This is a genomic window from Citricoccus sp. (assembly GCF_032154715.1).
In the GTDB taxonomy this organism is placed as follows: Bacteria; Actinomycetota; Actinomycetes; order Actinomycetales; family Micrococcaceae; genus Citricoccus.
Map to the genome: position 1 here is coordinate 1 of NZ_JALDXU010000056.1, position 21617 is coordinate 21617.

A 21617-nucleotide genomic window follows, 5' to 3' on the forward strand; every position below is an offset into this window, starting at 1 on the left:
GGCGCCGTTCGACTCCGTGCGCGAGCACGGCGAGGGCTACCGGCTCACCAATGCCGAGGTCCAGGACTACTTCGACCTGTACGCGCCCGACCTCCAGCAGCGCCGGGACCGGCTGGTCTCGCCGCTGGCGGCAACGGACCTGTCAGGGCAGCCGAGGACCCTGCTCATCACGGCGGAGCTGGATCTGCTGCGTGACGAGGCCGAGGCCTACGGTCAGGCCCTGGCAGAGGCCGGAAACGAGGTGCGGGTCCACCGGGTGGATGGGGCACTGCACGGGTTCATCGTGCTGCCCCGCTTCTCCCGGCCCCTCCGTGAGGCCTACGAGGTGATCAACGCCTTCCTCGACGACCGCTCGGTGGACGGCTCGGCCAGCGGAGAGCATACCGACCTGGAGGAGTCGGCGTGACCCGCCGCGTCTGGGTGCGGCTCGACAACGCCTCCAACATCTTCCTCGCCGCCCGGACCGATGCCGATCCCAAGGTGTTCCGCCTCAGCGCCGAGACGGATCACGACGTGGATCCGCACCTCCTGCAGGAGGCCCTGAACGCTACGTACGATCGCTACCCGCTCTATCATGCGGTGCTGCGGCGCGGCGTGTTCTGGTACTACCTGCAGGACAGTGATCTGCGCCCGCTCGTGACCGCGGAGGTCCAGCACACCTGTGCGCCCCTCTACCAGGTGGACCGGCGCACCCTGCTGTTCCGCGTGATCCACCATCGCCGACGGATCAGCCTTGAAGTGTTCCACGCCCTGTCCGACGGCACCGGGGCCTTGTGGTTCCTCTCCGACCTGGTCAGCGCCTACATCCGGCTTCGGCATCCGGAGCAGAACCGCGCGCTCGACGACAGCCGTCGGGACACCGATTCCCGGCCCGGCCCCGCCCGGGACGGAGACACCACCCCACCTCACGACGACGCGACCGCGCCGACGCACGAACTGACCGTCGACAGCTTCGCGCACTATTTCCGGCACCGCCGTCAGCACGAGGAGCAGGCCGCCGAGTCCGCCTTCGGCCGCGCCGCCGCACCGGCTGCCCTCACCGCCCGTGACACCGACCCTGCGCCATCATCTCCCGCGCCCTCGGTCAGCGGCCGGTGGCGACGCCCGCCGGGCAAGAAGGTGCACCGGGTCAAGGGGACGCGCACCCCGGACAACCGCACCCGCGCCGTCGAACTCACGATGCCGGCCCAGGACGTGCTGGCCCTGGCGCGCGCCGAGGGCGTCGCGCCCACCATGTACCTGACGGCCCTGTTCTTCGAGTCCATCCGGCTGTCCTCCGGCGGTCTGGGCAGGAATCGCACGCTGGCGGCGTCCGTGCCGGTGAACCTGCGGCAGTTCTTCCCCTCAACATCGGCGCGCAACTTCTTCGCGGCCATCCGGGTGGAACATACCTATGGCGAGGGTGACGACGACGACGTCGGCGCCGTCGGCCGCCAGTTGGAGGCCCAGTTCCGTCCGAAGGCAACCCCGGAGGCGTTGGAGAACAAGCTGCGACGCTTCATCCGTTTCGAGCGGTCCCCCGTGCTGAGGGTTGTGCCGCGGCCCCTCAAGGACATGATCCTGAGACTGGTCAATGCGGGCAACAACCGTGGCCTCAGCGTGGCGATCTCCAACATGGGCCGCGTGAGCCTGCCCGAGCGGGTCGATGCCCACGTGGGGCGCATGCTGCTGCATGTCTCTGCGGCCCGCCCCCAATTCTGCGCCGTTTCCCACGCCGGCCTGCTCACGCTCAGTTTCTCCTCACCGTTCATCGAGACGGGACACATCAAGGAATTCGCCCGCCTGCTCACCACCCGCGGGATCGGTGTGACCGTCGCCGCCGCACGGGTCACCGAGGAGGAGCTCACGGTGGTGGAACCATGAGACGCTGCACCGGGTGCGCCGTGGACATCGAAGGCGACTGGGCCCGCTGTCCACTGTGCTCGGCCCCCACCACGGGTGAGGCGGCCCCGAGCCCCCTGCCTGCCGTACCCCTCGAGTTCTCCCGTCGTCGGGTGCTGAGGGCCCTGTTCCTGACCTCGATCGCGGTGATCCTGGCCTCGTTCACCGCCCAGCTGCTGTTCAGCCGTGACCTCGATGGCATCGGAGTCCTCCGCTCCGTGTGGCTGGGGGTGAGCGCCATGTGGCTGGTGGTGCTGATGGCCGTGCGCAAACGGCGCAACGTGGCCAAGGGCACGGTATACCTCGTGGTCCTGGTCGTCCTGGTCTGCGTGTACTGGGACTACCTGACCGGCTGGCGTGGGTGGTCACTGACGTACGCGGCGCCGATCCTCTGCGCCTCCTCCATCATTGCCTTGCTGATCACGGTCCGGGTGATGCGCATCGAGGTGGGCGAGCATATCCTCTACAGCGGTCTGACGGTGCTTCTGGGGCTGGCACCCATTGGCTTCCTCGCCTTCGGCTGGGTGACGGATCCGCTGCCGTCGGCGATCTGCGGCATCCTCAGCGTTGTCGCCCTGGTGCTGTTGCAGCTCGGCCGTGGCCAGGATGTGCAGCACGAACTCGCCAAGCGCCTGCACCTCTAGGCGTGGTGCGACCTCAGCGTGGCTCCAGTCGCTGGACCCTCACTTCCGGGCACATGGCGATCCCCAGTTCCTCGAGGACCGGCAACACCGGGGTGCCGGGCCGGCCGAGGGCGTCCTGCATGCCAGCCAGGGCCCGCCGGACAGTGGCGGCCGGTCGGGGCGAGCCATGCATGTTCGCGAATCGCAGGAGGTGCTCCACCAGGGTGATGCGTTCGATGGTGCGCTCGTCGCTGGGGTCGTTGAGGGTGTCCTCGACGGCGAGAACCGCCAGCCGGGTGGCCACGGCAGCCAAGGTGTCATAGGTGGACCCACCGCTGGTGAAGGCCTGGTGGGTGTGGCTGGTTGTCGTTGTAGCGGTCATGATGGCCCCTGGTCGGTCCGGCTGTGACACCCGGTGTTCGGTGCGGCCGGCGGTCCGGATGGGTTTGAGCGCAGGACAGATCCGTGTCGACCGACGGCAATCTGCGGTCTGCCGGCCCACCGGACACGACCGTGGTGACGGCGGACGCTCAGTCGATCGACCTGCTGGCCGGCTCCGGCATCAGACGGTCAGGGTGCGGATCAGAGCGGCGATGTCGGCGTCGGTGAGTGCAGGTCCATCAGGTGTCGAACTCTGCCCCACGGCCGGAAACCCGACGCGTGCCAGGATCGCGCCGAGGATGAAGCGGGAGGCCGCGTCGGCACCGATGGCGATGCCGGGTTCGCCTCGCCCTGCGGCGCGGTCGGTGATGGTCTGGAGACGCTGCCTCATCGGTTCGAGGACGCTGTCTTGCAGGACGCCGGCGAGTTCGGCATCGTGCGCCGATTCGCCGGACAGAATGAGGAGTGTGCGGCCGATGCGTCCCGACAGGGGGCGCTGCTTGCTGTCGAGCAGCGTCTCCACGTCACCCCGCAGTGAGCCGGTGTCGATGTCCCCCGTCTCGGCGGCCGCGATCTGCTCGGCGGCCGCCAGGATCAGCTCCCCCTTGGACGACCAGCGCCGGTAGAGCGTGGCGGTGGAGACTCCCGCCCGCCGGGCGACGGCGGCCGTCGTGAGCTGGGCATAGCCGTCCTCGGCCAGCAGGTCGAGGACGGCGTTCAGGATGGCCGGCCCGAGACGGGGGTCGACGGGCCGGCCCGGCGTTCGCTTCCCGCCCGTGTCGTTCTCCACACCAGCATCCTACCGATTCGATACGAAATTCAGTCGTTTCATAATTTGATAGAGTGGAACCAACCGCATATCGATACTCGGGGGCTGCATGCGTACGATCATCATCACGGGGGCCAGTGACGGTATCGGCGCGGTCGCCAGCGCCCTGCTCGCCGACGACGCCACCAGGCTCGTGCTCGTCGGACGCTCGCCCTCGAAGACCAGAGCAGTCGCTTCCCGGATCGGCGCAGAGCATCACGTGGTCGACTTCGAACACCTGGACGAGGTCCGTGATCTCGCAGCGGCGTTGGGGAGTTCCTGCGAGCGGATCGACGTGCTGGCCCACAACGCCGGTGGCATCTTCTCCGGCCCGACGAGCACGGCGGATGGGTTCGAGAAGACGCTCCAGGTCAACCATCTGGCCCCCTTCTTGCTGACACATCTGCTGATCGACCGGCTGATAGACAGCAACGCCGCAGTGGTCAGCACCTCCAGCATCGGGGCCCTCTTCGGCCGGATCGACCTCGACGACCTGAACAACTGGACGAACTTCCGACCGAACAAGGCGTACGGGGACGCCAAGCTCGCCAACATCCTCTTCACCAAAGGACTGCATGAGCGGTTCCACGGCGACGGTCTGTCGTCGGTGGCTTTCCATCCCGGAATCGTGGCAACGAATTTCGCCGCAGACACCACCAGCTACTTCCGTCACGTCTACCACGGAGCGTTCAAGGGTCTCCTCACCCCGCCGGAAGGAGGCGGCGCGAACCTCGCCCACTTCCTCGCGGGCACGCCGGGTCGCGACTGGATCTCGGGTGAGTACTACAACTCTCGACAGCGCATCGGCAGAACGAACAGACAGGCCAGCGACCCGGCACTCGTCCGGCGACACTGGGACCTCACCGAGCAGATGCTGGGCATCGCTTCCGAGCGGACGGCGGGATGACAGGCGCCAACGCCTCAGGAGTTGCCGCCCACCACCACGTTGATGGTGACGTTGCCGCTCGGAACGTGGATCGTGATGTTCGTCCCGGAGGCCTCACCCGGGGACTCTGACGGGGTCTCCGGCGGCTCGGCCTCCTGCTCGACCGCCAGGTCCACGCCCAGCTCGTCCAGGGCCGTGGCCACGGGGTTGGCGAACGTAGCGCTGCCGTCGGTGGCACCGGCGAACAGCAGTCCGACCACGTTGTTGTTCCCGTCCATGACCACCGAACCAGAATCGCCACCGTCGGAGAACCGCTCCGAGCGCGCCGTGTCGGTGCTGATGCGGACCTGGTGGCGGAACGTGCGGCTGCCCAGGCCGTCGCCGTAGTCGAGGCTGATGGTCGCCTCGGTGGAGGCCACGGTGCCGAACGTGTGCTCGGTGGTCCGCCCGCGCTTCTGGACCTCCATCCCGGGCTCGGCCGGGATGCTTCCGGCCACGGCGCCGATCCCGGTGACCGTGGCCTCCCACTCCCGGCCCTCGTCAATCGTGACCACAGCGCCGTCGGTGTCCTCGGACAGCACCGCCCGGGTCAGGCTGCCGAACTGGTCGTCGGTCCCGTGACCGCCGTCGGGACGGCCCGGCTGGACCATCCGGTCTCCCTCGGACCAGCTGTCGTCCACACAGGCCACGTGGAAGTTGGTCATCGCCATGGCGGCCCCGCCGGCCCGGTCACGGACCAGGGCTCCGAGCGTACCGACGAAGAGGTACTCCCCCGGTTCCTCCACCTCGGGAGGCTCCTTGAAAACGCTCCGGGCAGGCCCCATGCTGATGCCCCCGGCCAATACCGGGTAGGCCGAACCGTCCACCTGCCGTCCGGGCCTGAGGAGCTGCATCGCGGATTGGAGTTCGATCTCCATCTCCTGCACATCCGTCTTGACGCCCCCGATATCCGGCGGGACCACGTCCTCTGGGGCGAGGTCCGCCAGGGGCTTCTTCCGCTGGACGAAGACCAGGATGCCGGCCTCCCCGGTGGCGTTTCCACGGCTGACCTTCTCGCCGATGTCGACGCCCACCACGCCGGGTCTCGCCAGCAGGTCGTCTTCAGCCGACTCCTTGACGGGCCTGATCGTGCTCAGCTCTTCGTGACTGAACCTGCGTGTCATCGGAGCTCCTCGGGTCGCGGCCGTCCAGACGGGGGTTTCCCTCTCGATTCTGCGCCTGCGCCGTCCACGAAGTCCATGCTTCGCAGGAGTTCCTCACCTTGGTCCGCGTGGCTCGCGGTCCGGACGCCCCTCATCCCGTCCCGGTGCGCCCCGACGTCGTTGATCCGGTCAGCCGCTCGGATGTGGGTAGTCCCCGGAGCGGCCCTGGAACTCCAGGATCGCGGGGTTGAGGACGACTCCGTCGCGGATCTCGATGGCCCGGCTGATGGTTTCGCTGCCGTCCCAGGCGCTGGGTCCGCCCATCACGATGCCCAGGAAGGGCAACAAGGCATCGCTGATCTCCCAGCTGGCCGAGTTCCACAGGTACGAGGGGCTGTGGTCCACCGCGTAGTAGTCGATGGTCCCGCCCACCGTGAACATCGGGTCGGCGAACGTGGTGGGACGGGCCCACTCGAATGCCATGCCTTCGTCGCACGAGACATCCACGATCAGGCTGCCCGGCCGGAAGGCCTCAAGATCGTCGGTGCGCAGGTAGAGCAGTGCGGCGTTGGGATCCTGCAGGGTGCAGTTGACGACGATGTCGCTCTCGGCCAGAAAGGGAGCCAGCGGAACCCGCCCGCGGTCATCGGTGATGACCTCGCTGAGATAGGGACCACCGTCATGGTCGAACTGGATCATGTGCGCGGTATGGATGGGTGAGGCGACCGAGGCGACCTTGCGGTTGGTCAGCACCCGGACATCTGAGATGCCGTGGGCCTTCAGGGCCGTGACGGCTCCCCGCGCCGTGGCGCCGAATCCGATCACCACGGCACTGAGCCGGCGGCCGTAGTCCCCGGTGACACCGGTCAGGGCCAGGGAATGGAGCACGGAGCAGTACCCGGCGAGTTCGTTGTTCTGATGGAAGACGTGCAGTGAGAAGCCGCCGTCACGGGCCCAGTGATTCATGGCCTCGAAGGCGATCAGGGTCAGCCTGCGGTCAATGGCCTGCTGGGTGAGTCCGCGGTCCTGCACGCAGTGCGGCCAGCCCCAGAGCGTCTGGCCGTCCCGCAGATCAGCCAGGTCTGCCGCCTGCGGCTTGGCCAGCAACACGGTGTCGGCGGCGGCGATGACTGCCGGCCGGTCAGCCACCGCGCCCACCAGCTCAGCGAGGTTCGCGTCCGAGTAACCGAACCGCTCGCCATAGCCCTCCTCCAGGACCATCCTGTTCCTCAAGGTGGGATCGATGCGCTGCAGGTGATCCGGGTGCAGGGGCACGCGGTACTCGGCGGTCTTCCGGGTGGTCCCCAGCACGCCGAGGACAGGCTGATTCGATGGTGCCATGGTGCACGTCCGTTCTGGGGTGCCGCAGTGGCACCGCACACATCAGGCTATACCGGCCCGGGTGTTCCAGCGGCGAGCGGCTACCACGGGGTCTTGGTGGGGCCGCACGGTTCAGTGTTCCGGCGGCCGCCACCCGGGATCGCGGCCGGACAGAGCCAGCACCCGGTCCAGCTGGGATGCGTCCGCCGGCACCGGGACCCGGGGGCCGAAGAGCCCCTCCCGTTCGCCCGGATCTTCCGGGATCTCGGCACAGAATTGCTCGACGGCGTCCAGGGCCAGGGGCTCCACCGCATAGTCCTGACCGGTGGCCACGGCCAGGTCCCAGCCGTGCAGGACGACCTCGTCGAGGGCGACCAGTGCCGCCACCTCGGCGGGCATGGTCTGCGCCCCGGCCGTCGTCGTGCCCGTGCGGGATCCGGTCTCGTTCCAGGCGGCGGCGAGATTCTCCAACTCGGCCGGCAGAACCTCACGCCATTCCTCGGGCAGTTCCAGCCGCGAGGGATCCGGGGCGGTGTGGGTGGTCGGTCCGTCGATCTTGCGGGCGGCGTCACGGAAGGCGATGGCCAGGCCGTGCAGGTGCGCCAGGAGCAGGTGGACGGGCATCTGGGGGCATGGCGTGGGGGCATAGTGGTGCGCGTCCTCGATACCGCGCACCACGGCCGCCACCCTGCGGGTGCTCTCGGTGAGGTCGATGCTGGTCATGGTGAACTCCCTCTGTCGCTAACGGGCCGGTGTGGTGGTGCCGAAGGTCTCCGGGTCCACCGGGCGGGCGTGCCGTGGCAGCTTCTCCACCACCAGGCGGTAGGAATCGAGCACGAGTTCCTGGACCAGTCCGCCGGTGATGGTGTCCCCGCCGATCACGGTGATCCAGTGCCTCTTGTTCATGTGGTAGCCGGGGGTGATCTCGGGATGGGCCTGGCGCAGGGCACCGGAGTCCTCGGGATCCACCTTGAGGTTGATGATCGGTTCGCCGTCCAGCTCGGCCAGGAACATGAACATCCGGCTCTTGACCTTGAACACGTCGCTGTCCGGCCCGAAGGGCTGGTCCACGGTGACGGCGGGGAACTGGAGGGCCGATTCCCGGGCGATCCGGTGCACTGTGGTTCCGTTCATGGTGTCCGTCCCCGGGTGGTCGAATGGGGTCGAATCCCCTCCGCCATCTTCAGACTATGCCCGAGCAGGGGCCTTGCCGCAAGACCCCCTGGTCCTGCCAGAATCGCCGGGTCGAATCGGATCGGAGCCGCCCTGTGACCACAGCCCACCACCACACCAGCACCTCAGTTTTCGCCCTCCCGGAACACCTCTCCGCCAAGGCGGACCCGGATCTGGTGGCCGGCGACGACGCCCACTTCGCGGCCGTCTCCGGCGCCCTCGACCGCCGCCTTGCCGAGGACGGCCGCCGCCTCGACGCCCTGCGCCGGCAGCCGCGCGGCAGCGGCGAGTATGCACTGGAGCGGGATGCCGGGATCCGCCGGCTGTCCTCCCGCCTGCTCCTGCTCCAGCGGTTCGGCCTAGACCTGGTGCTGGGCCGGATGGTGTCTGGTGACGGCAGCGGCACCACCGTCTACGTGGGCCGCACCGGCCTGACCGACGGTGACGGCCACCACCTGCTCATCGACTGGCGCTCCCCTGCGGCTGAACCGTTCTTCGCCGCCACCCACGCCCACCCCCTCGGCCTGGCCAGCCGCCGCCGCTACCGGTGGAGTCGCGGGTGCATCACCGACTACTGGGACGAGCTCTTCACCACCGCGCGACTGTCCGGCGGACCGCAGGCCCGCGCCGCGCTCGACGATCAGTCCGCCTTCATCGCCAGCCTCGGGGCCCACCGGACGCCGCGCATGCAGGACGTGCTCGGCACCCTTCAGGCGGACCAGGACGCGATCATCCGCGCCGGTTCCGGCGGGGCGCTGGTGGTCGACGGAGGCCCGGGCACCGGTAAGACCGTCGTCGCCCTGCACCGCACGGCACACCTGCTCTACGCCGACGAGCGGCTCCGCCGCCACCGCGGTGGCGTGCTCGTCGTGGGTCCCCATGAGCCCTACCTGGCCTATGTGGCGGACGTGCTGCCGTCGCTCGGCGAGGACGGGGTGCTCACCACGACGGTGCGTGGCCTGCTCCCGGAGGGAGCCACGGTTCCCGCCGAGGTGGATCCGCGGGTCGCCGATCTGAAGGCCCGGCGCGACCTGGTGGACGCCGTGGAGCCGGCGGTCCGGCTGTATGAAGAACCTCCGTCCGACGCCCTGCTGGTGGAGACACCGTGGGGCGAGGTCTGGTTGTCCCCCGAGGACTGGGCCGAGGCCTTCGACGCCCCCGACTCCGGCACCCCGCACAACGAGGCCCGGCAGGACGTCTGGACGGCGCTGCTCCAGATCCTGGCGGAGGGCCACAGCGCCGCGACGGACCCGGACGCCGCCGTGGACGAGGAGGACGGCGGACCGGCCACCGAACTGCTGTACCGGTCCTTCGAGGCGAACCGTGAGCTGCGGGCGGCCTTCGCCCGCGCCTGGCCGGTGCTGCGGGCCGAGGAGATCGTCGGCGACCTGTTCACGGTGCCCGCCTACGTGTCCCGGTGCGCCCCGGCGCTGGAGCCGTCCGAGGTGCGGTCCCTGCAACGCGCGGATCCTCAGGCGTGGACCCTGTCCGACCTGCCGATCCTGGACGCGGCACGCCGCCGCATCGGTGATCCGCACACCGCCTCGAAACGCCGCGCACGCGACCAGGCTCACGAGCGCAACCAGGCCGCCCTGGACCGGGTGATCGATGAACTGGTGGCAGCCGACGACTCCGACCTGCAGCTGATGACCTCCCTGAGGACCGAAGACATCCGGGACCAGCTCGTCGTCGACGACGACCTGCCGGCGGCAGACCGCGACCCGCTGGCCGGGCCCTTCGGGCACATCGTGGTGGACGAGGCACAGGAGCTGACCGACGCCGAGTGGCGGATGCTGCTGGACCGGTGCCCGTCCCGGAGCCTCACCATCGTCGGGGACCGTGCCCAGGCCCGGCGGGGGTTCACCGAGAGCTGGCGGCAGCGGCTGGAGCGCGTCGGGGTCGGGCCGGTGGAGATCGCCACGCTCTCGATCAACTACCGCACGCCAGAAGAGGTCATGGCGGAGGCCGCCCCCGTGATCCGTGCGGAGGTCCCGGATGCCCGCGTGCCGACCTCGGTCCGGGCGTCCGGGATCGCGGTGCACCACGGCACGGTGGATGAGCTGGACGAGGTGCTGGACGCCTGGCTGGAGGAGCACGACCAGGGTGAGGGCACCGCCGTCGTGATCAGTGCGGACGGGACCGCAGCGGCCGGCCCGGTGCGGGGCCGGGTGCGGTCCCTGACACCCGCCCTGGCCAAGGGCCTCGAGTTCGACCTGGTGATCCTGGTCGACCCGCAGGACTTCGGTCCGGGGATCGAGGGTGCGGTGGACCGGTACGTGGCCATGAGCCGGGCCACCCGGCAGCTGGTGATCCTGGAGGACTGAGGGCCGTCCTGGAAGACTAGGCTGGAAACCAGACGTACCGGTTTTCTCGATCAGGGGTGGATGTCCATGTCAGGCGTAGTCGCAGCCCACGGTTACTTCGATCCCCGCCGCGGCCAGCGGATGCTGGACCGGTTAGCCCACCGCGGCCCGGATGGGGCGGGCAGCCGGGAGCTGGGCCGGTCCTGGCTCGGCAGCAGGTACCTGTCCATCGTCGATCCGGTCTCCGGTGACCAGCCGCTGTCCGGCGGACGGGACGGCGGACTCTGGGTCGTCGGGGACGGGATGATCCACAACCACCGCCGGATCCGCGAGCGGCTGGGTGACGGGCGATTCCGCACCGACTCGGACCTGGAAGCCGCGATCGTCCTCGTCGAGGAGTATGGCGCTGAGGCCTTCGAGCACCTGTGGGGCCCCTTCGCCCTGGTGGTCGCCGGTGTGGACGGCCGATTCGCCGCGGCCCGCGACATCCTCGGGCTGGCCCCGCTGTACTGGGTGCACGAGGGAGAGACGGTGGTGTTCGCCTCCGAGCTGAAGGCCTTCGACGAGGATCAACGCACCGCAGTGCGGCCCTTCCCGCCCGGACACTGCTGGACGCCGCAGGAGGGGCTCAAGCCCATCCGGCGCTTCCCCGGCACCACACCGGTGCTCCTGCAGAGCCGGTCAGCGGACGACGAGCCCCCGGCCTGGGTGTTCGACGCCCTGCGCGAGAACCTGGTCCGGGCCGTGGACCGCAGCCTCGCCAGCCGGCAGCGTCCAGGCGTGCTGTTGTCCGGTGGCGTGGACTCCAGCATCATCACCGCGATCGCCGCCCGGCGCGGCGACTGGGCGTCGGCGCCGCTGAAGACCTTCGCCGTCGGGCTCGAGGGCAGCGGCGACCTCACGGCCGCCCGGATCGTGGCCGAGCATTGCGGCACGGACCACCATGAGCTGGTCTACACCGCCCAGGACGCCATCGATGCCGTGCCAGAGGTCGTCGCCGGGCTCGAGTCCTTCGACCCGAAGCTCGTGCATTCGGCGGTGCCCAACTACTTCATCTCCCGCCTGGCGTCCCTGCACGTCAAAGTCGTCCTGGTCGGCGAGGGCGCCGACGAGCTCTTCGCCGGTTACACCCACTACGGGCGCCACCGTGACGGTTCCGAATTGCACGCGGAGCTGCTGGAGACCCTGCAGAGCATGCATATCGGCGGGCTGCAAAGGGTGGACCGTGTAGCCGGTGCGCTCGGAGTGGAACCCCGCCTGCCGTTCCTGGACCTGGACATGGTGGAACTGGCGATGGCCCTGCCTCCGGAGTGGAAGCTCGTGGGCCGGGACCGGCCGGCCAAGTGGTTGCTGCGGAAGGCCTTCGACGGATGGCTGCCGGACGAGGTGCTGTGGCGCCGCAAGGAGCAGTTCGGCGAGGGCACCGGCATGAACGACGTCCTGGCCGAGCACTTCGGCCAGACCGTCAGCGACGACGATCTGGCGGCCGAGGCGGATGCCCTCACTCCTCCGGTGCGCACCCGCGAGGAACTCGCCTACTACCGGATGTTCGAGGCCGTCCTGCGCGGCGTCAACGCCCAGGAGACCGTCGGGGGGGGGGCCTGGGGAACCGGCCGACGATGGGGTCACTGCGGTCCGTGACAGGGGCGGTCAGCCGCCGATGAGGCCCTGGTCCTGGAGCCACTCCTCGGCGACGTCCCGCGGGTCCTCGCCATCGGTGTCGACCTTGCCATTGAGTTCCATCATGGTCTCGTTGGTGAGCTGCTCCGAGATCGGGGCCATGATCTCGGCAATCGCCGGGTACTCATCCAGGGTCTCCTGGCGCAGGGTCATGGCACCCTGGTACTCGACGAAGAACTCCTGGTCGTCCTCCAGGACCACCATGTCGTTCGACGCGATCCGGGCGTCGGTGGAGAACACCTCACCGAACTCACAGGTGTCGCCGACCTGGGTGTAGATCAGGTTCAGTTCGAGCTCCACGATCTCGGAGAACTCGAAGCCGTAGGCCTCCTCCAGACCGGGCAGGCCGTCATCGCGGTTGATGAACTCGCTGGCCGCACAGACCCGGGCCTGGTCCGGGTTCGCCTGGATGAACTCCGCCGCATCGGACTGCGTAACCAGGGAGTTCTCGTCGGCGAAGTCCTGCTTGACGGCGATGCGATAGGTGTTCTCGAACGGGGCCGCGTCCAGCCAGGCGATGCCGTTCTCGGCATCGGCCTCCGCCACGGCGGCGAACAGGTCCTCGGGGACCTCCTCGGTGGTGTTGCCGAGGATGTTGACCCAGCCGGTTCCGGTGTAGTCCCAGTAGAAGTCGATCTCGTCCGTCTCCAACGCCTCACGGACGGTGGCGCTGCCCGAGATCCCGGTCTGGTCCTCGATGCTGGCCCCCGCGTCCTCCAGGGCGAGCGCGGTGATCTGGGAGAGGACGACGGACTCCGTGAATTCCTTGGAGCCCGCGGTGAGCTCGGCCCCGTCCAGCGTGCCGGCGTTGGCGCTGTCCCCGCCGCCGCCGTCGCCGCCGCCGCAGGCGGTCAGCAGCAGCGCGGTCACTGCCGTCAGGCCAATGCCGCCGAGCATGGTCTTGCGGGTGCGTGTGTTTCTCATGTCAGTTCCTCATTTCGATGCGATCACCGGGTGATCGGTGCGGTCAGGGTGCGATCAGGATGCGTTCTGGATGCGGTCACGGTGCGCTCGTTCACGCCTGCCCGGACCGGAGCCCCTTCGGCTGCAGCAGGTTCTCTGCCAGGCCGGCGAGGTAGTCGATGAGCAGGGCGAGCACGGAGGTCAGCACGGCGCCGACCACCTGCACCAGCACCCGGTTGGTGGAGAGCCCGGCCATGATGACGTCACCCAGTCCACCGCCGTTGATGTACGTCGCCAGCGTTGCCGTGCCCACGTTGATCACCAGGGCGGTGCGGACGCCCGCCAGGATCACGGGAACGGCCAGGGGCAGCTCCAGGCGGCGCAGGACCTGGAACCGGGACAGGCCCATGCCCCGCCCGGCCTCCAGCACGTTCTCATCCACCTGTTCCAGTCCGACCATCGTGTTCAGCAGCACCGGGATGATCGCGTAGAGCACGAGGCCGACGATCGCGGCCTGGAACCCGAGGAACAGGAACATCACGGCCAGCAGCACGAGAACGGAGATCGTCGGCACCGCCTGGCCCAGGGTCAGAAGGGTGATGATGAACGGGCGGATCCGGCGGGTGAAGGGTCTGGTCAGCAGGATGCCCAGGGGAACGGCGATCAGGAGGGTGATCACGGTGGACACCGCGGTGAGGGCCACGTGCTCCCCCACGGCCGTGGACAGGGCCGCGGCGTTCAGGGAGCGTGCCTCGATCGAATCGAGCTCCTGGCCGTTCACGTAGAGGTACAGGGTGACCAGGACGGCGGCCAGGATGAGGGGCATCGTCAGGTAACCCACCCATCCGCGGCGGGCGGCGGCGGGCGGGGTCTGGGTGACGACGTCGGCATCCCGGACCCCGGAGTGGGTGGCCGTGCTCATGGCGTCGTCCTCCCATCCGCGAACTCGGTGCGGGCCTCTGCGACGGCGGAGTGGCGCATGGAGCGGATGGCCTCATTGATCTGCTCGATGTCCACGACCCCCAGGTGCCGGCCGTCCTGATCCACCACGACGGTGACGGCGTAGCGGGCGGCGATCAGTTCGTTGAGCGCGTCGCTCAGGGTGGCCCGTGACTCCACGACGGCCTGGGGCACGGTGCCGATCCGGTCCAGTGACTGTCCCTCGCCCCGTCGCAGGTCATCTGCACCGACCCAGCGGGCCGGGCGTCCCTCCGTGTCCAGCACGAGGACCGCACTGTGGTCCGATTCGCGCAGCACCCGGTGTGCCTGTTCCACGGAGTCCGCGGCGGACACTGTGGGCCACGGAGCGAGCTCGATGTCCCGGACGCGGGACAGGCTGAGCCGCTTCAGCGAGGCGCCCCCACCGATGAAGTCACGGACGAAGTCGTTGGCCGGTGCGGTGAGGATCTTCTCCGGAGTGTCGTACTGCGCGATGGAGGACCCCTCCTGCAGGATCGCGATCCGGTCCCCCATCTTGATGGCCTCATCGATGTCATGGGTGACGAATACGATCGTCTTGCGCACCTCGGACTGGAGGCGCAGGAACTCGTTCTGGAGGCGCTCGCGGGTGATGGGGTCGATCGCCCCGAAAGGCTCGTCCATGAGCATGACCTGCGGGTCACCGCCGAGGGCACGGGCGACCCCGACGCGCTGCTGCTGTCCGCCGGAGAGCTGCTTCGGATAGCGGCCGCGGTACTCGCCCGGGTCCATGTTGACCATGCTCAGCAGCTCGTCCACCCGGGCCCGGGTGCGGGCGGCGTCCCAGCCCAGCAGCTTCGGCACGGTGGCCACGTTCTCGCCGATGGTGAGATGCGGGAACAGACCCGTCTGCTGGATGACGTAGCCGATCCTCCGGCGCAGCTGATCCGCGTTCGTGGTGGTGACGTCCTCGCCGCCGAGGATGATCCGGCCGGAGGTCGGTTCGATGATGCGGTTGATCATCTTCATGGTGGTGGTCTTGCCGCAGCCCGAAGGTCCCACGAGGACCACGATCTCGCCGGCGTGGATGTCCAGGGTGAGTCCGTCCACGGCGTTGCGCTGTGTCCCGGGGAAGCGCTTGGTCAGGTTCTCGAGGCGGATCATGACCTCGGGTTCCGGTACGGTCTGCGGTGTCTGGGTCATCGGATACCTCGCGAAGTAGTCAGTCGCTGGACGGTGTAGAAGATCAGGTCGAACAGGACGGCCAGCACGATCACGCCGAGGGTGCCGGCCAGCACCATGTTCACGGCCACGGGGGTCCCCACCCGGGCCAGCCCGGTGAAGATCATCTCGCCGTAGCCCGGTCCGTTGACCACCGCGCCGATGGCCGCGATGCCCAACAGCACGAGGGTGGTGACGCGGACGCCGGTGATGACCACGGGCCAGGCCAGCGGCAGTTCGATGCGCAGCAGGCGTTGCCGCCGGTTCAGGCCCATCCCCTGGGCTGATTCGATGACGGCCGGGTCCACTTCGCGCAGCCCGGTGATCGTGTTGCGCACCACCGGCAGCAGCCCATACAGCACCAGCGCGAACAGCACCGGCGGCCAGCCGAGCCCGAGGGGGCCCAGCAGCAGGATGAACAGCGCGAAGGACGGAATGGTCAGGAACGTGCCGGTGATCGCGAGCACGAACTCCCGTGGACGCTCCGTCCGATAGGTGGCGATGCCCAGGGCCACACCGATGACGGTGGCGATGAGGACTGCTGCACCGACGATCGCGGCGTGTGCCAGCCCCATCTCGAGCAGGTCGTCTGCCCGGTTTCCCAGGAACTCGAGGAATTCCACGGCTGCCCCCTTTCGAGACGAATAATGCCTGGTGACGACTATAGTTCAGCGCATTTCCGCGGTACGCCTCAGTAGGTCAGGCGGACGGCGGCCTCGCGCAGGTAGCGGTCCACCAGCGAGTAGGCGTCCCGGGTCAGGGCGCGCCACAGGTGCAGCGCCAGCGCCGGATCGTCCTGTTCCAGCACCTCGATCGCCTCCGGCGTGAGGACCATGAGCTCGACCTCGCCCACGGCCTTCTCGGTGGTCTCCTGCCGGTCCGCGGTCCCGAGGGCCAGTTCGCCGAAGGTCATCCCGGCCCCCAGCGTGTTCAACCTCACCCGCTCACCCAGGGGGTTCGTGGCGATGGTGTTGATCTGACCGGAGACGATGAAGTGCACACCGCCGAAGCGCTGACCCACCCGGCGGATGACGTCCCCGTCCTCGTGGAAACGGCGCTCCATCAGGGCGGCCAGCCGTTCGCGGTCGGCCTCCTCCAGGAGGTCCAGGGCCGGCGACGAGGTCACCGGAACCCGTTCCGTGGCCGAGACCGGCGCGCCGTAGCGTTCCAGCAGGGCATTCTCGCAGTGCTCGACCGCCTCACCGAGGCCCTGGAAGACCGGCACCGGGGTGCCGTGACACTCGGGGTCGGCGTCGGGGTGGACGATGAGGGCCGGGGCCTCCTCGCCGGTGACGAGGACGAGCTCCCGTCCGGCCGCGGCCAGCTGCCGTTGGAGACCGGTGATCATCTGCCGGGCGAGCCGGCCGGCGTCGTACACCTGCCGGAGGTCCAGGACCACGAACACGACGCCGTCCTCCAGTTCACTGACCGCGCGGACCAGCGATTCGGTGCCCGCGAAGAAGAGGTCTCCGGTCACCTCGATGATGCGGGCCCGGTCTCCGTAGCGCTCCAGTACCTCGGCTTCCTCCTCCGTGCGCCGTACGCGGGAGGGAAATCGGGAGATCTCCATGGTGTCCTTGATCGCGGACCGCCCGCTGCGGGCGGCGCGCACGAAGTGCATCTCCATGTCCTTCGACACCCGCCGGCAGGTCTCCAGCCCGCGGACGCTGTTGCCGTGCCCGTCCAGCGGGGGTGAGAAGACGGCCAGACCGGCCTGGCCGGGCAGCACGGCCAGCGTCCCGCCACCCACCCCGGACTTCGCGGGCATGCCGACGCTGCTGACCCAGGCGCCGGCGTCGTCATACATCCCGGAGGTCATCATGACGGACAGGACCCGTTCCACCACGTCGATCTCGAGGACCTGCTCGCCGCTGACCGGCTGTGTGCCGCCGTTGGCCAGGGTGGCCGCCATCATGGCCAGGTCACGGCAGGTGACCTGGACGGAGCACTGGCGCAGGTAGTTCTCCAAGGCGCGGCTGGGATCGTTCTCGATGACCTCCACGGAGCTGAGCAGGTAGGCCAGCGCATGGTTGCGGTCACTGTGCCGGATCTCCACGTCGAAGACCGCACGGCTGCTGGACAGCTCCCGCCCGGCGAACCGGGAGTAGGTGTCCACGATCCGGCGCACGGCGGACTTACCACCGCCGCCACGGATCATCGAGGCCACCGCCAGCGCCCCGGCGTTCACCATGGCGTTCGGCGGCCGGCCCGTCACCGGGGCCAGGGATATCTGATTGAACGGGTCCCCGGAGGGCTCCACGTCCACCTTCTCGTCCACGGCCTCGAAGCCATAGTCCGCCAGGGCGAGTCCATAGCTGAACGGCTTGGAGATCGACTGGATCGAGAACTCCTGGTCGGCGACGCCGACGGAGTAGACCCGCCCGTCCACGGTGGCCAGGCAGATGCCGAAGTCCTCCGGGTTCGGTTCCCGCCCCGGGGGGTGCACCAGGTACGGCGCTCCCCCGCGCAGGCGCTGGACGTCAGCGAGCAGCGACTCGAGGTACTCCTGGATGGGCGATTCCATGCCCCAACCGTAATAGCCCGGGTCAGGCGTCGATGACGACGACCGTCAGGACGGGCGCCCGACGGTAGGCACGGTCCAGGTGCCGGGCCACCGTGTCGCCGATCAACTGTTCGAGCTGGTCGAGGTCGTCGATCTCGGACACGGACGGCTTCGAGAGCGCGATCGAGACCTTCTTGGCCGCGCCGTCGAAGATCACCTTGTCCTGGATGAAACCCTTGGTGACGAACTCGAGCGGCTCGGCCAGCTGGTTGGTGTCCGCGTCCACGAGGGCCACCACCGTCACGGCGCCGCCTTCCTGCAGCGACGTGCGCTCCTTCAGGGTCTCCTCGGTGACCTTGCCGACGGTGTGTCCGTCCACATAGACCAGGCCGGCCTCGACCTGACCGGACACGGCCGCCTTGCCGTTGACCAGGTCCACGGTGGTGCCGTCCTTGACGACCAGCACGCGCTCCGGGGCGATACCGGTCTTGACGGCGAGCTCCGCGTTGGCGTGCAGGTGCTTGGACTCGCCATGGACGGGCATGACGTGCGTGGGCTGGACGATGTTGTAGCAGTAGACCAGCTCGCCGGCGGACGCGTGCCCGGAGACGTGCACCTTGGCGTTGCCCTTGTGCACCACCTTGACCCCGAGGTCCGTGAACTTGTTGATGATGCCGTAGATGGCGTTCTCATTGCCGGGGATCAGCGAGCTGGCCATCAGCACCGTGTCATCCGCGCCGAGCCTGATCTGGTGGGTGCCGTTGGCCATCCGGGACAGCGCCGCCAGAGGTTCACCCTGGGAGCCGGTGCAGATGAGGGTGATCTTGTTGTCCGGCATGGACTGCAACTTCTTGAAGTCCACCACCAGCCCGCGCGGGATCTTCAGGTAGTCGAGCTCACGGGCGATGCCCATGTTCTTGACCATGGACCTCCCCACGAACGCCACCTTGCGGCCGTGTGCGTGGGCGGAGTCCAGGACCTGCTGGATCCGGTGGACGTGGCTGGCGAAGCTGGAGACGATGATCCGCTTCGGTGCGCTGGCGAAGACCTGGTCGATCGCCGGGGTCAGCTCGCGCTCGGAGATGGTGAAGCCGGGGACCTCGGCATTGGTGGAGTCGGTGAGGAACAGGTCCACGCCCTCCTCGCCCAGGCGGGCGAAGTGACGCAGGTCCGTGATCCGGCCGTCCAGCGGGAACTGATCCATCTTGAAGTCACCGGTGTGCAGGACCAGGCCTGCCGGGGTGCGGATGGCCACGGCCAGCGCGTCCGGGATGGAGTGGTTCACCGCCACGAACTCGAGTTCGAAGGGCCCGGACTGGTGGATGTCCTCGGCCTCCACGTGCACCGTCACCGGGGTGATCTTGTGCTCGGTGAGCTTGGCGGTGATGAACGCCAGCGTCAGCTGGGAGCCGATCAGGGGGATGTTCGGGCGTTCCTTGAGCAGGTAGGGCACGCCGCCGATGTGGTCCTCGTGCCCGTGGGTCAGGACGATGCCCACAATGTCATCCCAGCGGCCCTGCAGGGAGGTGAAGTCCGGCAGGATGACGTCGATGCCCGGTTGGTGCTCCTCGGGGAACAGCACACCGCAGTCGACGATCAGCAGTTTGCCGTTGTACTCGAAGACGGTCATGTTGCGCCCGACCTCGCCGAGGCCTCCCAGCGGCGTGACCCGCAGCCCCCCGGAAGGAACGCCGGACGGGGACTTGGACTTGCGGGGCGAACGGGGCGAACGGGCCAAAGGATCACGCTTTCATCGGGATTGTTTCAAGACGGGGGACCATGCCGACTGCGCGGAACCGGCATGAACGCGGACCGCGACAGGGAGATCAACTCCCCATGCTACCCCTCACGGTGGTGCTCCGGTGCCCCGGTGCGGGGGTGCCGCCGCTTGGGGCACAGAAAAGCCCTTGTTCCGCAGAACAAGGGCTTTTCATCCGGTGGAGGTAAGGGGATTCGAACCCCTGACCTTCTCCATGCCATGGAGACGCGCTACCAACTGCGCCATACCCCCAGATGCGTTGTTTCCGGCTGTCCCGTTTCCGTTCCGTCCGAAGCAACTCCATAAATATACACAGCACGTCGCGCCCTCCGCAAATCGAACAGGCCTCCTGTGGCCGGGGGCACCGGAGGCGGCATCCGCGCACCGGCCCTCGCCGTTGACCACCGGCCGTCACGCGTTGTAGGCCTCGATCCGCCACTGCCCGGGGCGCTGAGGCGAGCCTTCCAACACGATCGCCGCACCATTGCGCAACCGCTCCAGCCGCCCCATCCCGGCGGCGTCCATCCCGGTCAGGAGCGTGGCTGCGGCCCGGAGGCAGTTCCCGTGAGCGGTGACCAGCATGGTCTCCGGCGAGCCGAGGGTGGACTCCGCCTCGGCCACCATGCCGGTGATGGCGGTGACCACCCGGGTCCCCGACTGCCGCGGGGTCTCCCCGCCCAGGGGACCGTGGTCCAGGTGGGAGGTGCGCCACGTGGTCCAGTCCTCGGGCCACTGGGTCCGGATCTCGGTGAAGCTCAGACCCTCCCAGGTGCCGCCGCCGGTCTCCTTGAACTCCTCGTGCAGCACCAGGTCCAGGCCACGGCCGTCCACCACGGATTCCGCAGTGGCGCGGGCACGGACCAGGGGCGAGGACGCCGCCAGGTCGAAAGGGTGGCCGGCCAGCCGGCGCGCGGCCTCCGCGGCCTGGGATCGGCCGACATCGTCCAAGGGGATGTCCGTGTGTCCCTGGTAGCGCTCCTCGGCGTTCCACGCCGTGCGGCCGTGCCGCAACAGGACCAGTTGCATTCCGTCTCCCCCGTTCAGTCCCGGTCAGTCCTGGTCAGTCCCGCTCCGACGAGGGACGGGGATCAGTCCTGATCCCGGCTGGGCGTCCAGTCCCGCGGCCCCTCGTCCGGGTCCACCGCCGAGCCGCCCTCCTCCGCGGCCACACCGTCGGCCAAGCCGAGATCCACCAGCGGTGCGTCCTTCCAGAGGCGGTCCAGCGCGTAGAACACGCGCTCCTCCTCGTGCTGGACGTGCACCACGAAGTGGCCGTAGTCCAGCAGGACCCAGCGTCCGCCGGCCTTGCCCTCGCGGCGGATGACGTCCAGCGTGAGCTGCTGGGTCAGCACGTCCTCGATCTCATCCACCACCGAGACGACCTGCCGTTCGGAGCCGGCAGAGGCGATCAGGAAGGCGTCGGTGAGGCCCATCTGCTGCGCCACGTCCACGGCCACGATGTCCGTGGCCTGCTTGTCTGCGGCGGCCTGTCCGGCCAGTTTGAGTGCGGTCAGGGTGGTCTCGGGAATGGTCATAGGCACCTCGGTGTGGATCGGTCAGCGAACGGGTCGGATGGATGAAAGCAGTGAACAGGACGGAAGAAGCGGTCAGCAGTGGAGGGATGCCGGTCAGAAGACGATGGCGAGGATCAGGGCGACCACGAGGATCAGGACCACGATCCCGGCCACGATCATCAGGGTCCGCTCGCGTGAGGACCATTCGGAGGCCTGGATGGAGTCGAGTCCATGCGCGGACTGTGCGTCCACGGGATCATGCCGGTCGGTGGGAGAGGCGGTCCCCCGCTTCAGTGCGGCAGGGCCAGCCACCGGCTTCACTCCGGCCGGTGACGTCGTCACCGACGGTGACGCGGCCCGCGGAGCCGCCGATGGGACCCGGCTGATCAGGCCGGTGTTGAGCTGCCGCGCCTTCTCTGCCAACAGCTCCTGTTCCCGGAGCAGGGCGGGGTCGACCGTGGAGGGGTCCGCCGCTGCCGCGGCCTCGATCCGCGCCGCCAGCGCGGCACCCTCTGCGGCCAGGGACTCCCGCGTGAACGGCTGCCCACCGGAGGCGACGGGCGCGGTGGAGGCGGCGACGCCGGCGTCGGTGATCTCAGCGG

General features: G+C 68.7%; 20 protein-coding genes, 1 tRNA gene and 1 pseudogene. 6 read left to right on the plus strand and 16 right to left on the minus strand.

The features are described 5' to 3' along the window. The 3 genes from RUH65_RS10300 to RUH65_RS10310 form a co-directional block, all read left to right on the plus strand. The coding region (locus RUH65_RS10300; RefSeq protein WP_313817312.1) for an alpha/beta hydrolase fold domain-containing protein at positions 1 to 406 on the plus strand (406 nt) is incomplete at its 5' end. Next, a complete protein-coding gene (locus RUH65_RS10305; protein ID WP_313817313.1) occupies positions 403 to 1863 on the plus strand; it encodes an alcohol acetyltransferase in 1461 nt (486 codons plus the stop codon). The genes RUH65_RS10300 and RUH65_RS10305, both read left to right, overlap by 4 nt. Beyond that, the gene (locus RUH65_RS10310; RefSeq protein WP_313817314.1) at positions 1860 to 2525 is read left to right on the plus strand and encodes a DUF6320 domain-containing protein; all 666 of its coding nucleotides are present in this window, start codon (positions 1860 to 1862) and stop codon (positions 2523 to 2525) included. The genes RUH65_RS10305 and RUH65_RS10310 overlap by 4 nt, the downstream gene beginning before the upstream one ends. Before the next feature lie 13 nt (positions 2526 to 2538). Here the strand turns inward: RUH65_RS10310 and RUH65_RS10315 are convergent, their stop codons facing one another. Next, a complete protein-coding gene (locus tag RUH65_RS10315) occupies positions 2539 to 2886 on the minus strand; it encodes a hypothetical protein (protein WP_313817315.1) in 348 nt (115 codons plus the stop codon). A gap of 180 nt (positions 2887 to 3066) precedes the next feature. Further along, complete coding sequence (locus tag RUH65_RS10320) at positions 3067 to 3675, minus strand: TetR/AcrR family transcriptional regulator (protein ID WP_313817316.1); 609 nt, start codon at positions 3673 to 3675, stop codon at positions 3067 to 3069. Positions 3676 to 3763: 88 nt separating this feature from the next. On the opposite strand from RUH65_RS10320, the gene RUH65_RS10325 reads away from it, so the two are divergent. Then, positions 3764 to 4600, plus strand: coding sequence for an SDR family NAD(P)-dependent oxidoreductase (locus RUH65_RS10325; RefSeq protein WP_313817317.1), 837 nt, complete (start codon positions 3764 to 3766; stop codon positions 4598 to 4600). 14 nt (positions 4601 to 4614) lie between these two features. On the opposite strand, the gene RUH65_RS10330 is transcribed toward RUH65_RS10325, so the two are convergent. From RUH65_RS10330 to RUH65_RS10345, 4 genes are all read right to left on the minus strand, one after another. Continuing rightward, positions 4615 to 5742, minus strand: coding sequence for a hypothetical protein (locus tag RUH65_RS10330; protein ID WP_313817318.1), 1128 nt, complete (start codon positions 5740 to 5742; stop codon positions 4615 to 4617). A 168-nt stretch (positions 5743 to 5910) separates the two neighbouring features. Then, positions 5911 to 7062, minus strand: a complete 1152-nt coding sequence (locus tag RUH65_RS10335; protein WP_313817319.1) for a N(5)-(carboxyethyl)ornithine synthase — start codon at positions 7060 to 7062, stop codon at positions 5911 to 5913. Positions 7063 to 7173: 111 nt separating this feature from the next. Then, positions 7174 to 7764, minus strand: a complete 591-nt coding sequence (locus RUH65_RS10340) for a TIGR03086 family metal-binding protein (protein WP_313817320.1) — start codon at positions 7762 to 7764, stop codon at positions 7174 to 7176. 18 nt (positions 7765 to 7782) lie between these two features. Further along, entirely contained in the window at positions 7783 to 8175 is a 393-nt protein-coding gene (locus RUH65_RS10345) for an MmcQ/YjbR family DNA-binding protein (RefSeq protein WP_313817321.1), read from the minus strand. 134 nt (positions 8176 to 8309) lie between these two features. On the opposite strand from RUH65_RS10345, the gene helR reads away from it, so the two are divergent. Both helR and RUH65_RS10355 read left to right on the plus strand, forming a co-directional pair. After that, the gene (gene helR / locus RUH65_RS10350) at positions 8310 to 10538 is read left to right on the plus strand and encodes an RNA polymerase recycling motor ATPase HelR (RefSeq protein WP_313817322.1); all 2229 of its coding nucleotides are present in this window, start codon (positions 8310 to 8312) and stop codon (positions 10536 to 10538) included. Positions 10539 to 10604: 66 nt separating this feature from the next. Next, positions 10605 to 12158 (plus strand): asparagine synthase-related protein, encoded by a 1554-nt coding sequence (locus RUH65_RS10355; RefSeq protein WP_313817324.1) that lies wholly within the window; start codon positions 10605 to 10607, stop codon positions 12156 to 12158. Between the two features lie 9 nt (positions 12159 to 12167). On the opposite strand, the gene RUH65_RS10360 is transcribed toward RUH65_RS10355, so the two are convergent. From RUH65_RS10360 to RUH65_RS10405, 10 genes and pseudogenes are all read right to left on the minus strand, one after another. Next, a complete protein-coding gene (locus tag RUH65_RS10360) occupies positions 12168 to 13121 on the minus strand; it encodes a glycine betaine ABC transporter substrate-binding protein (RefSeq protein ID WP_313817325.1) in 954 nt (317 codons plus the stop codon). Between the two features lie 91 nt (positions 13122 to 13212). Next, positions 13213 to 14022, minus strand: a complete 810-nt coding sequence (locus RUH65_RS10365) for an ABC transporter permease (RefSeq protein WP_313817326.1) — start codon at positions 14020 to 14022, stop codon at positions 13213 to 13215. Next, on the minus strand, positions 14019 to 15221 hold the full coding sequence (locus tag RUH65_RS10370) for an ABC transporter ATP-binding protein (protein WP_313817327.1): 1203 nt from the start codon (positions 15219 to 15221) through the stop codon (positions 14019 to 14021). The genes RUH65_RS10365 and RUH65_RS10370 overlap by 4 nt, the downstream gene beginning before the upstream one ends. Continuing rightward, positions 15218 to 15862, minus strand: a complete 645-nt coding sequence (locus RUH65_RS10375) for an ABC transporter permease (protein ID WP_188806807.1) — start codon at positions 15860 to 15862, stop codon at positions 15218 to 15220. The genes RUH65_RS10370 and RUH65_RS10375 overlap by 4 nt, the downstream gene beginning before the upstream one ends. A 68-nt stretch (positions 15863 to 15930) precedes the next feature. Next, positions 15931 to 17763, minus strand: coding sequence for a glutaminase A (gene glsA, locus RUH65_RS10380; protein ID WP_313817328.1), 1833 nt, complete (start codon positions 17761 to 17763; stop codon positions 15931 to 15933). A 22-nt stretch (positions 17764 to 17785) separates the two neighbouring features. Beyond that, positions 17786 to 19372: a ribonuclease J gene (locus tag RUH65_RS10385; RefSeq protein WP_396180023.1), complete on the minus strand. Its 1587-nt coding sequence runs from the start codon at positions 19370 to 19372 to the stop codon at positions 17786 to 17788. 308 nt (positions 19373 to 19680) lie between these two features. Next, positions 19681 to 19753, minus strand: a tRNA-Ala gene (locus RUH65_RS10390). A gap of 159 nt (positions 19754 to 19912) precedes the next feature. Beyond that, positions 19913 to 20527 carry a histidine phosphatase family protein gene (locus RUH65_RS10395; RefSeq protein WP_313817330.1) on the minus strand — a complete coding sequence of 205 codons (615 nt, stop codon included), beginning with the start codon at positions 20525 to 20527 and terminating at the stop codon, positions 19913 to 19915. A 62-nt stretch (positions 20528 to 20589) separates the two neighbouring features. Beyond that, positions 20590 to 21036, minus strand: coding sequence for a ribosome silencing factor (gene rsfS / locus RUH65_RS10400; protein WP_313817331.1), 447 nt, complete (start codon positions 21034 to 21036; stop codon positions 20590 to 20592). 93 nt (positions 21037 to 21129) lie between these two features. Further along, positions 21130 to 21617 (minus strand): annotated as a pseudogene (locus RUH65_RS10405) (hypothetical protein); the annotation flags it as partial.